Origin of the sequence: Janthinobacterium sp. SUN120 (assembly GCF_030397735.1) — a bacterium.
Lineage (GTDB): Bacteria > Pseudomonadota > Gammaproteobacteria > Burkholderiales > Burkholderiaceae_D > Janthinobacterium > Janthinobacterium kumbetense.
In genome coordinates, this window is record NZ_JAPUBW010000008.1 from 1 (window position 1) to 11,569 (window position 11,569).

The 11,569-nt window shown below is 60.8% G+C and carries 7 protein-coding genes and 1 rRNA gene; 6 read left to right on the forward strand and 2 right to left on the reverse strand.

Annotated elements, in window-relative coordinates; translation table 11 throughout:
• Both rrf and O0879_RS27365 read left to right on the forward strand, forming a co-directional pair.
• Positions 1–113, forward strand: a 5S ribosomal RNA gene (rrf, locus tag O0879_RS27360).
• 221 nt (positions 114–334) lie between these two features.
• Positions 335–1,198: a type II CAAX endopeptidase family protein gene (locus O0879_RS27365; protein WP_289919783.1), complete on the forward strand. Its 864-nt coding sequence runs from the start codon at positions 335–337 to the stop codon at positions 1,196–1,198.
• A 22-nt stretch (positions 1,199–1,220) separates the two neighbouring features.
• Here O0879_RS27365 and dacB read toward each other — a convergent pair whose 3' ends face one another.
• Together dacB and O0879_RS27375 are read right to left on the reverse strand one after the other, a co-directional pair.
• Entirely contained in the window at positions 1,221–2,723 is a 1,503-nt protein-coding gene (gene dacB, locus O0879_RS27370) for a D-alanyl-D-alanine carboxypeptidase/D-alanyl-D-alanine-endopeptidase (RefSeq protein ID WP_289919784.1), read from the reverse strand.
• An 8-nt stretch (positions 2,724–2,731) separates the two neighbouring features.
• Positions 2,732–3,970: a nucleoside recognition domain-containing protein gene (locus O0879_RS27375; RefSeq protein WP_034753725.1), complete on the reverse strand. Its 1,239-nt coding sequence runs from the start codon at positions 3,968–3,970 to the stop codon at positions 2,732–2,734.
• Positions 3,971–4,186: 216 nt separating this feature from the next.
• On the opposite strand from O0879_RS27375, the gene O0879_RS27380 reads away from it, so the two are divergent.
• The 4 genes from O0879_RS27380 to O0879_RS27395 all read left to right on the forward strand — a co-directional run bounded on the left by O0879_RS27380 (position 4,187) and on the right by O0879_RS27395 (position 11,141).
• Positions 4,187–6,004 carry an ABC transporter substrate-binding protein gene (locus O0879_RS27380; RefSeq protein WP_289919979.1) on the forward strand — a complete coding sequence of 606 codons (1,818 nt, stop codon included), beginning with the start codon at positions 4,187–4,189 and terminating at the stop codon, positions 6,002–6,004.
• A 221-nt stretch (positions 6,005–6,225) separates the two neighbouring features.
• Positions 6,226–8,979: a TonB-dependent receptor gene (locus O0879_RS27385; RefSeq protein WP_289919786.1), complete on the forward strand. Its 2,754-nt coding sequence runs from the start codon at positions 6,226–6,228 to the stop codon at positions 8,977–8,979.
• Positions 8,980–9,067: 88 nt separating this feature from the next.
• Positions 9,068–10,147, forward strand: coding sequence for an LD-carboxypeptidase (locus O0879_RS27390; protein ID WP_289919788.1), 1,080 nt, complete (start codon positions 9,068–9,070; stop codon positions 10,145–10,147).
• Between the two features lie 73 nt (positions 10,148–10,220).
• Positions 10,221–11,141: a YihY/virulence factor BrkB family protein gene (locus O0879_RS27395; RefSeq protein WP_289907052.1), complete on the forward strand. Its 921-nt coding sequence runs from the start codon at positions 10,221–10,223 to the stop codon at positions 11,139–11,141.
• Positions 11,142–11,569: the final 428 nt, after the last annotated feature.

Below are 11,569 nucleotides of genomic sequence, written 5' to 3' on the forward strand. Positions count from 1 at the left end.
CCTGATGACCATAGCAAGTTGGTCCCACCCCTTCCCATCCCGAACAGGACCGTGAAACAACTTTGCGCCGATGATAGTGCTGCAACCAGTGTGAAAGTAGGTTATCGTCAGGCTTGTTATTCGCAGTAAGAGAAAAACCCGACCAGCAATGGTCGGGTTTTTTTTCGTCTGACGCTTCCTTGCTGTTCCCCCCTTCCGCTTTCCTTCATTCACCACGGGTGCATAAAATACAACATCCTTCGATATTTACATAAGTGCTTATATAAATGCTGTTACTATCGCTACATGAAACAAGAAAGCAGCAGCCACTCCCTGACAACCCACGAGGAAAGCGATGATGGACAGCACCCTGAGCATGGCAACGAAGAAATCCCCCTTGGCGCGCCTGATGGCCTATCCCCTGGTGCAGATCGTGCTTGGGATGGTTCTCACCTTTGCCGCTGTACCGCTGGTGATGGGCCTCGCTTCCCAGCTGGTGGACAAGCCTTACCGCATCCTGTGGCCGCAGTTGCTGGCGGCGGTACTGGTGTGGTTTGGCTACCGCTTCTATGTGAGCCGCATCGAAAAGCGCCAGCCGGCAGAAATGGCGATACCGGGCATGGCGGGGGAACTGGGGCGTGGATTGCTGCTCGGCGCCGGGCTGGTCGCCCTGACCTTCGGTGTGCTGGCTGCGCTGGGCGTGTATCAGTTTAGCGGCGTCAACGCCCTGAGCGTCTTGTTGCTGCTCCCTCTGGCCGAACTGGTGCTGGTTGGCATGGCCGAGGAGATGATGTTTCGCGGCATCCTGTTCGGCGTGACGGCACGTGCGCTGGGCAACAAGGCTGCCATCGTGATCTCATCCCTGGTATTTGCCCTGGCCCATTTGCCCAATGCCGGCTTTTCGCTGCTGGCGATCATCGCGCTTGTCGCGTATGGCGTGCTGCAGGCGGCGCTGTATATGAAGACGCGCCGGCTGTGGGTGTGTATCGGCACGCACGTCGGCTGGAATTATTGCGTCGGCCAGGTATTCTCCTCGACCGTATCGGGCCATGCGGCCACGGATGGTCTGCTGCGCGGCGAACTGGCTGGCAATGCCGTGCTGACCGGCGGCGCCTTCGGCGTGGAAGGTTCGCTGGTGACCGTCTTGCTGATCGGCGCCGTCGCCGCGTACGTGCTGCGCCTGGCTTTTGCCAGCGAAGCACGCACGTCGCGCAACTAGCCCGCTACTCCGGCCTGGAACCTTATTGTCCGGCGACTGCCGGCGTGGCGCCGCTCCTGGCGACCCACTCGATCAGCGCATCGACGGCCGCGCGGCCATTGCCGTTACCCACCAGGTCGCTATTGATCATGGCGACCACCACGCATTGCTGGTTGTTGGCGTCGGGCACGTAGCCGGCGATGGCCACGACATTTTTTAACGTTCCCGTCTTGATGCGGGCCCGCGCGGCGGCCGGGCTGTTCAACAGGCGCTTGCGCATGGTGCCGTCCAGCGCCACGATGGGCAGGCTGGACTGGAACTCGGGCGCCCACGGGCTTTGCTGCATCGCCTGCAAGACGCCGGCCATTTGCGCAGGCGCAATGCGTCCCGTGCGCGACAAGCCGGAACCGTTGTCGACCAGCATGCCCTGGGTGTCGATATGGTGCCGCTGGAACCACTCCTGGATGACTTGCCGCGCCCGGCTGGCCGTATCTTCCGGCGCTGCCATGGCGACGGGGCGGCTGCCCAGCCAGCCATCGCTTTGCAAACTGCCCAGGCTCAGGAACAGGGTGCGGGCGAGGGTGTTATCGGAGGTCTTGTTGATATCGCGCAAGACCTCCGGCAAGGCGCGCGCCACGTGGTCGGCCAGCATGCGCGTGCCGACAGGTTCGGCCGTCGGCGGCAAGCCTGTGCCTGGTGCTTCGCGCACCGTGCCCGTGATCGTGCCCCCGAGGCGTTTCCAGGTGGCACGGAACAAGCTGTCCGCATAATCGTTGCGATCGAGCACATTGATGCTGGTGGCCTTGCTGCAATTCTGCGGGAAGGTGCCATGCAGTATCACCTGCAGCTTGCCGCTTGCATCGCGCCGGTATTCGGGCGGGCGCCAGCCATCTTCCCATTTGGCGCAACTGCCCTTGACCAGTTTCATGTCGCTCGTGATGCTGACATTCTCCAGCGGCGGCTGCATCTGGAAGCTCAATTGCCGTTCCGTCGCACTGATGTTGATATCGATCAGATTGGTGTTCAGCAATAAGGCATCGGGGATGACGTTGTAGCGGAACTCGGCCGACTCGTCGAAGGGCGCGGCGCCGATGTCGGGCCGGGCCGGCTGGAACAACTGGCGGTCGAGAATCAGATCGCCCTTGATTTTGACGATGCCCTGGTTGCGCAGGGTTTGCAGCATGTGCGCCAGCACGTCCGCATTGAAATCCGTATCGGCGCCGCCGCGCAGGATCAAGTCGCCCTTCAGCACGCCATTGATGACGTCGGCACTGGTGCGCAGCTCCGTGCGGCCGCGGAAGATGGGACCGAGCTGCTCCAGGCCCACGGCCGTCGTCACCAGCTTCATGGTGGAAGCGGGCTGCATGCTGCGTTCGGCGCCATGCGACAGCACGGTGGTGTTGCCGCGCAAGACGATGGCGCCCATGGCGTCTTCCGGGATATTCGCGCTGCGCAGCAGCAGGCTGACGGATTCGGGCAATTGCGCGTGGGCGGTCGACAGGCCCAGACCCGCCAACAGCGCAGCCATCAGAACAGGACGTAACATGGTGCTCCTTAGTGGAAAAAGACGTAGGCAACGAAGACGGCCGTGATCACGCCGGCCAGATCGGCGATCAGGCCGGCCGTGATGGCATAGCGCGTCTTGCGGATGCCGACGGAACCGAAATACAGGGCCACGATATAGAAGGTGGTGTCGGCCGAGCCCTGGAAGACGCAGGCCAGGCGGCCGACAAACGAGTCGACGCCGTAGGTATTCATGGCATCGATCATCATGGCTTTCGAGCCGGAACCGCTGAGCGGCTTCATCATGGCCGTCGGCAAGGCGGGCACGAAGTCCGTATTGATGCCCAGGTTGGCGAAGAACCAGTTCATGCCGCTCATCAGGAAATTGAACACGCCCGCGTTGCGGATCACGCTGATGGCCACCAGCATGCCGACCAGATAGGGAATCACGGTGATCGACGTCTGGATGCCGCCCTTCGCCCCTTCGATAAACGCGTCATACACGTTCACCTTCTTGCGCAGGGCGCCGATGATGAAGATGGCGATGACGCTGATCAATACCAGGTTGCTGACGACCTTCGAGACCAGCTCGATTTCCTGTTTCGTCAGATATTGCGTGAAATACCAGATCATGGCGACGATGGCGCTCGTCATGCCGCCCATCCAGCCCAGCACGACCCTGTTGAGCAAGTTGATGCGTTGCTTGATGGACACCGTGATGATGCCGACCATGGTGGCCACATAGGTGGCGATCATGCAGGGGATAAAGATGTCGGACGGGTCGGCCGCGCCGAGGATGGAGCGCTGCGCCATGATGGCCAGCGGAATCAGGGTCAGCCCCGAGGTGTGCAGCACCAGGAACATGATTTGCGCATTCGTCGCCTCTTCCTTGTTCGGGTTCAAGGTTTGCAGGCTTTCCATGGCTTTTAAACCGAACGGCGTGGCCGCGTTGTCCAGGCCCAGCAGGTTGGCCGAGAAATTCATCACCATGTGGCCCGTGGCCGGATGGTCTTTCGGAATTTCCGGGAAGATGCGCGAAAAGAAGGGCGCGATCACTTTCGCCAGCCAGCCGACGATGCCCGCTTTTTCGCCGATGTTCATGATGCCGAGCCACAAGGTCATCACGCCGGCCAGCGGCAGGGCGATATCCATCACGCCCATGCGCGCCGTCTCGAAGGTGCCATCGATGATGCGCTTGAAGATATCGGTATCGCCGAGAAACAGCCACTGCAGCACTGCGGCCAGGAAGCCAACGAGGAAAAAGCCGGACCAGATGTAATTAAGTGCCATATGCGATCAGTTCTGTGTGTCGGGAGTAAAAAATGTCTGCAAACAAAGTATAGGGGCAGCCCGATACGAGTTGATGAAAGAATGCAGCAATCGCATGCCAAAAAGTTATAAGCTGGCAGCCTGTTTTCATTGGCGCCCCGTAGCTTGCCCGCGTAGTGTGGGGGATACCTGTCGCTAATCGCTGTTCGTTACCTTGTCTGCACTGGATCACTGATGATGTTTTTACGCAAAACCGCCTGCGCCGCCGGCCTGGCCCTGTTGACGCTGTTGAACGTACCGGCCCACGCCGCCGATGCTGCGTCCCCCAGCACGGCCCGCGCGAACAAGACCCTGCACTTGTTTTTGAGCACCAGCGAGACGGGCCTGGACCCGGCCGTGGCCTCGGACCTGGCCAGCCTGAACTTGATGGAAAACATTTTTGATCCGCTGCTGCGCTATGACTACCTGGCGCGCCCCGTGCAGCTGCAGGGCAATACGGCGCGCGCCATGCCGACGGTGGAAGATGGCGGGCGCACATACACCTTTCACTTGCAGCCCGGCATCTTCTTCACACCCGATCCCGCTTTCAAGGGCCAGCCGCGCGAAGTGACGGCGCAGGATTATGTCTACAGCCTGACGCGCCTGTATGACCCCAGCCTGAAGTCGCCGTGGCTGTTCTTGCTGGAAGACAAGCTGGTGGGCGATGCCGCCCTGAAAACCAAATTCAGCTACGACACGCCGATCGCCGGCTTGCAGGCGATGGACAAATACACCTTGCGCATCCGCCTGAACGGCGTCGATCCGAACTTCCTGTTTTACCTGGCCATGCCGGCGACAGCCGTGGTGGCGCGCGAAGTGGCCGAAGCGTACCCGGCGGCAGGACAGATCGGCAACCACCCCGTGGGCACGGGGCCGTTCCTCGTGAAGGAGTGGAAGCGCAGCGACAAGATCGTGCTGCAGGCCAACCCGACTTTCCGTGCCACTGTGTTCCATACGGAGGCCAAGGCGCTGGCCGCCTTGCCGGTCGATGCGCGCGCCATCGCCACCGCGCTGGAAGGTCAGCGCTTGCCGCTGGTCGAGCGCATCGAGGTGCGCATCGTTGAGGAATATCAATCGCGCATGCTGGGTTTTTTGAAGGGCGAATTCGATTACCTGGAGCAAGTGCCGGAATCGATGACGGACATGGTGCTGGAAAACGGCGCGCTGAAACCGGCATTGGCCGCCAAGGGCTTGCAGCTGACGCGCTTTCCCGTGCTGCAAACATATTACATGTGGATGAACATGGACGACCCCGTGCTGGGCGGCATGAGCAAGGACAAGCTGGCCCTGCGGCGCGCCATCGCCCTCAGCTACAACGGCCGCGAAGACATCGCGCTGCTGAAAAAAGGACTGGCCTTGTCGGCCCAGTCGCCGCTGCCGCCGAATGTGCTCGGCTACGACAAGCAGTACCGCAGCCCCGTCGGCTACGATCCCGCGCTGGCGCGCGCCTTGCTGGACCGCTTCGGCTACAAGGCGGGCGCCGACGGTTTCCGCACGCAGCCGGACGGCACGCCCTTGCTGCTCACCATGCATACGGAACCGAGTACGGTGGGACGCTTGCGCGACGAATTGTGGCGCCGCAACCTGAACGCCATCGGCGTGCGCGTGGAGTTTAAGAGCGACAAGAAGACGGAAATCATCAAGGCCTCGCGCTTGGGCAAGGTGCAGATGTTCGAGACCAACTGGATCGCCGACTTCCCCGATGGCGATAACTTTATGCAATTGTTGTACGGCGGCAACGTTGGCCGCGCCAACTATGCCCGCTTCAACTTGCCCGATTACAATAAACGCTATGAGGAGGCGCGCCTGCTATCCGATACGCCGCGCCGACGCAGTCTGTACTTCGACCTGTTTCAGCTGATCCACGCTTATACGCCGTGGGTGTTGCTGACGCATCCCATCTCTGCCGACCTGCAACAACCGTGGCTAAAAAACTACAGGCGCCACCCCGTAGAATTCACGTCCTGGCGCTATCTGGACGTGGATAAAACCAGGGCTAGCCCCGCAGGCAAGTGACCATGTCGCTGAAAAGGGCATTCATTCCAAAAAGTTATGGTTAGGAAAGCATTTTTCATTGGCTGGGCCCGGATGCATCGCGCTACTCTGAAAATGAAAACAAATAAAGTCATGCGCAAATGTCATAAAAAAATGTACTGCGAGACAGACAGTTGCGACGTGAAAAAAAACAGCCTGACTTGAGAACTCAAGTTTCGATTGCCCAAATAAAGGAGAGACCCGTGAAATTGAAGAAGCTAGCGCAATTGGTGGCATTGATGGGGGTGGTGGGACCGGTGATGGCACAGGAAGCGGCGGCGCCAGCAATGCAACGGGTCGAAGTCACGGGCAGCAGCATTAAGCGCGTCGCCAAGGAAGGCGCGCTGCCGGTGCAAGTCATCACCTTTGATCAGATCGAAAAGCAGGGCATCACGACGACCGAGCAACTGGTGCGCACCCTGTCGGCGAATGGCACGGGCGCCGATAACATGACTTCGGGCAATAACGTGTTTGGCGCCGATGCCGACCGTGTCAGCGGCGGCGCCTCGTTCGCCTCGCTGCGCGGCCTGGGACCGTCGAGCACCCTGGTGCTGTTGAACGGCCGCCGCATCGCCACGCATGGCGCCAGCGGCAAGTCGGTCGACCTGAACTCCATTCCGCTGGGTGCAATTTCGCGTGTGGAAATCCTCAAGGATGGCGCTTCGGCCATCTACGGCACGGACGCCATCGGCGGCGTGATCAATTTCATTCTGAAAACCAATTACAGCGGCGTGGAAGCGTCCGTTTCCACCAACGATACGCAGGCAGGCGGCGGCGCCACGCGCCGCGCTTCGCTGCTGGCAGGCACGGGCTCGCTGGAAAGCGATCGCTACAACATCATGGCCAGCCTGACCGTCGACAAGGCGCAGCGCCTGAACGGCAGCGACCGTTCCTTCGTCAACGGCTACCAGCCGGGCCGTGGCCTGTCGCCCGATACCACGGGCACGCCGTTCGCCAACCAGATGGCGGGTGCCGGCACGGCGCTGGGCGCCTCGTTCCAGCTGCCCGGCGACGCGAATAAATACCTGCAAGCCAATCCGTTGAGCTTCCAGGGCAAGTGCGACAGCATCGCCGGCATGTCGCAGTACCAGACGGAGCTGTGGAAAGACGTGACCTCGCCGCTGCGCACCAAATATTCCTGCGCCTACGACTATGGCGCCGACTATGTGCTGCAATTCCCCGTCGAACGGGCCAATCTGTTGTCGCGCGGTACGTTCCAGCTGGCGCCAGACCACCGCATGTTTGTCGAAGTGCTCGGTTCGCGCACCAAGGCCACGGCCATTTTGACGCCGATGCAGGTGCAGGCGACCGTCGCCAACAAGAATCTGTATCCGGTCGGCGGCGCGTATTACCAGGACCTGTCGGCCTACATCCCGTCGTTCGACAAGACCAAGCCGATTTCCTACAAATGGCGCGCCAATGACGTGGGGAACCGCACGCAGGAAAACACGACCGACAATGCCCGCGTGCTGGTGGGCTTTGAGGGTAACTTTGGCAAGTGGGATTACAAGGCCGGCATTTCGCGCGCCGAAAGCAGCACCAAGACCAAGCTGACGGATGGCTATTCCTATACGGACAAGCTGTACGCGGCATTGGCGACGGGCATCATCAATCCGTGGGTGGGCGCCGGCCAGAGCCAGACGAAAGCGGCCAAGCAATTGATCGAATCGACCAAGTTCCGTGGCGACTTCCAGCATGGCAAGACAACCCTGACGCAGATCGATGGTTCCGTTTCGGGCGAGTTGTTCCAGCTGCCGGCCGGTGCGCTGGCCATGGCAGCCGGTTTTGACTTGCGCCGCGAAGGCTACAGCTTCGGGCAAGATGTCGACGCCATCCAGATCCTGCTGGCGCCAGGCAATGCCGCATTGAAAGATGCCAGCCGTACCGTCAAGGCCGTGTATGCCGAATTGCTGGTGCCGGTCACGAAGGACCTGGAAATGCAGCTGGCCATCCGCCGCGATGATTACAGCCTGGTGGGCGCGACGACGAATCCGAAAGTGGCCTTCCGCTACCAGCCGACGGACTTCCTGCTGTTCCGTGGTTCGGCCAGCAAAGGTTTCCTCGCGCCAAGCTTCCAGCAGCTGTACTCTGGTTCGCTGAGCCAGGAATTGCCGAACGGCGTGATCGACCAGGAAGGCTGCGCCAAGCATCCGGGCGTGCCCGAATACTGCGCCATCGACCGCCTTGACTACAAGACGGGCGGCAATACCAACCTGAAACCGGAAACGTCGAAACAGGGCAGCGTCGGTATCGTCATCGAACCGGTGAAGGGCTATTCCGCTTCGTTCGACTACTGGGCCATCAACACCAAGGACCGCATCCTGAACCGTACGCCGCAAATCGTGCTGACCAACTACCAGGCGCTGAACCAGTACATCCACCGCAATCCGGACGGCACCATCGAGTACGTGCAGGCGGGTTGGATCAACGCGGCAGGCAGCCGCGTGCGCGGGCTGGACGTGGGCTTGCGCGGCGAAGGCAAGATCCGGGACGCGAAATGGACGGCGACCCTGGATGGCACGTATATGGACAGTTTCAAGTTTGCGGAATATCAAGGCCAGGAATACCAGGAACTGGTCGGCAAGTTTTATACGCGCGACCTGTACCTGCGCTGGAAACACAATGCCAGCTTCGGCGTATCGCGCGGCGACTGGAGCGGTTTGCTGATCCAGAGTTTTTCGTCGGGCTACAAGGACCAGGTGCCGAATGGCGGCAAGGGCGCGCCGCCACCGGGCTTCAAGCCGGACGTGTCCAGCTACACGACGTATAACTTGTCGGGCACGTACACGGGCTTCAAAAATACCACCATCACCGTGGGCATCCAGAACTTGTTCGACCGCGATCCACCGTTCACCGCGCACAACGTGGATGAAGTGGTGGGCGCCGGCTGGGACCCGCGCGTGGCCGACCCGCGCGGCCGTTCGCTGTCGTTCCAGCTGAAGTACAAGTTCATGTAAGGCAACCATGCCGGCGGCGATCCCGCCGGCATGCTAACCTCGTGCGGCGGCGCCTGGCGTCGCCGTTTTTATTCCAGGAAAGGGCCGCATGTCCAGTCAGACCAATCTCAGCCGGCGCCACTTCGGCGGCTTGCTGGCCGCTACCCTCGGGGCGGCAGGCACACCGGCATGGGCGGCGGCCGCGCAAGGGAAGGGAAAACGCATGCAACAGCAACACGCATTGATCAAACCGGCGCGCCTGCGCGACGGCGACCTGGTCGCCATCATCGCACCGGGCGGTTTTACGGATGAGGAGTCCATCGCCAAGGCCCAGCGCAATATCGAATCGCTGGGACTGCGCGCCAGCCTGGGCGCGAACATCCGTGCCGTGCACGGCAACTATGCGGGCACGGTGCAGCAGCGCCTCGACGATTTGCACGCCGCGTTCCGCGACCCGGACGTCAAGGCGATCTGGGCCATCCGCGGCGGCTCCGGCTGCATTTCGCTGCTGGCGCTGCTCGACTATGGCTTGATCCAGCGCAACCCGAAAGTGCTGATCGGCTATTCCGACATCACGGCGCTGCACCTGGCCATCGGCCGCCAGACGGGCCTGGTGACGTTCCACGGCCCCGTGGCGTCATCCACGTTGTCCGATTACACGGTGACGCAGCTGCGCAATGTGCTGATGACGCCGCAAGACAATTACACGATCCCGATGGCGCTGGACAACCACCGCCGCGCGCAGACGCAGCCGAACTTCGCCATCCGCACCGTGCATGGCGGCCAGGCGACGGGACGCTTGACGGGCGGCAACCTGTGCATGGTCAGCGCGCTGGCCGGCACGCCGTATGCGGCCGATTTCCGTGAACACATCCTTTTCCTCGAAGAAATCAATGAAGTGCCCTACCGCATCGACCGCATGCTGTGCCAGCTCGACTTGTCCGTGGGCTTCAACAAGGCGGCGGCATTGATGCTGGGCATCTTCGAGCATTGCGAGGCGGCCGAGGGCGATACGGCGCTGACCCTCGATGCCACCCTGGACCAGCATTTGCTGCCATTGAAGGTGCCGGCCGTCAGCGGCTATTCGTTTGGCCACATCCGCCACCAGTTCACGATACCGATGGGCATCCTTGCCACCCTGGATGCGGACCGGCAAACCTTGACCTTGCTGGAAGCCGCCGTGAGCTAGTCTGTTCGTTCGCGCACGGCACAGTACGGGGATAGTCAGTATGCTAGGGGCATGTGCGGCAAGGCATCGGGCCATGCCGGCATCCTTGAACGGTTTGCTCATGATCAACCGCCGCGCCAGCGCCTACATTTTGAGCCACCCGCTGGCCTTCGTGCTGCAGGTGCTGAAGGGCTTTCGCGCCAACCAGGGCTTGCTGCTGGCGGGCGCCGTCGCGTATTACTCGCTGCTGTCCATCGTGCCTTTGCTGATGCTGGTGGTGGTGGCCCTGTCGCACGTGATCGCGCAGGACGAATTGCTGCAGACAATCGGCCATTACCTGGAATGGCTGGTGCCCGGGCAATCGAAGGCCATCGTGGCGGAAGTGGCGCATTTCCTCAACAATCGGGGCGTGATCGGCTGGCTCTTGCTGCTGACCATGCTGTTTTTCAGTTCGCTGGCGTTTACCGTGCTGGAAAACGCCATGAGCGTGATTTTCATTCACCGCGTGGCCATCCGCCGCCGCCATTTCCTCATTTCCGCCGTGTTGCCGTACTGCTACATCCTGTGCCTGGGCGTGGGTATCTTGCTGATTACCCTGGTGGCGGGCAGCTTGCAGGTGATGAGCGAGGAAAGCGTGCGCTTCTTGCGCCACGACTGGGGCCTGGAAGGCGTGTCCGGCGTGTTGCTGTATTTGCTGGGGCTGGCGGGGGAAATCCTCGTGCTCAGTTCGATCTACCTGGTCATGCCCGTCGGACGGCTGTCGATCACGCATGCGCTGATCGGCGGCGTGACGGCGGCCCTGCTGTGGGAAATCGCGCGCCATGTGCTGGTCTGGTATTTTTCCACCTTGTCGCAGGTCAATATCGTGTATGGCTCGATGACGACGGCCATCGTCGTCATGTTCAGCCTGGAAATAGGCGCCACCTTGCTGCTGCTGGGCGCGCAAGTGATTTCCGAGTATGAAAGGGTGGCCCGTGGCGGCGAAGAAGACAAGCCGCTGGCGCTAAGGACTTGATTTAAAAAGATTATTGCACTGCACAAAAAGCTGTGCTATACTCCGTTCAGTGATTGAGATTCGCTTGCGAATAGTCTCACTATCCAGGCTCAGCGCGGCGACCGACAGGTGTAATGTCGATGGCGTGACAGTGCGAAAGAGTGGATTTTTGTAATTCCGGATACGTTGGTCGATTTACACTTGGAGTCACCATGCAGATAGCATGGGAGTCCGAAAATCAGGAGGCACTTTGCAGATAGCACTGGCGTCCATGACACGATTAAAGCATTGGTAATACATTGGAACAAAGCCCGCGACCGCGGGCTTTTTTTTCGTCTGTGGCTGGCGCCTTGGGCAACTTACTGCGCAGCCCGCTCTCGACTCGGCGTTACTCGCCGTACTTCAGTACGGCTGCGTTACTCAAGCCGATATCGAGCTTGCTCGCTACG

Bases quoted from the DNA above. Each gene is read 5' to 3' on its own strand.
- O0879_RS27395 (WP_289907052.1), top strand. From the start codon at position 10,221: ATGCCGGCATCCTTGAACGGTTTGCTCATGATCAACCGCCGCGCCAGC.
- O0879_RS27365 (WP_289919783.1), top strand. From the start codon at position 335: ATGATGGACAGCACCCTGAGCATGGCAACGAAGAAATCCCCCTTGGCG.
- O0879_RS27390 (WP_289919788.1), top strand. From the start codon at position 9,068: ATGTCCAGTCAGACCAATCTCAGCCGGCGCCACTTCGGCGGCTTGCTG.
- O0879_RS27375 (WP_034753725.1), bottom strand. From the start codon at position 3,970: ATGGCACTTAATTACATCTGGTCCGGCTTTTTCCTCGTTGGCTTCCTG.
- O0879_RS27380 (WP_289919979.1), top strand. From the start codon at position 4,187: ATGTTTTTACGCAAAACCGCCTGCGCCGCCGGCCTGGCCCTGTTGACG.
- dacB (WP_289919784.1), bottom strand. From the start codon at position 2,723: ATGTTACGTCCTGTTCTGATGGCTGCGCTGTTGGCGGGTCTGGGCCTG.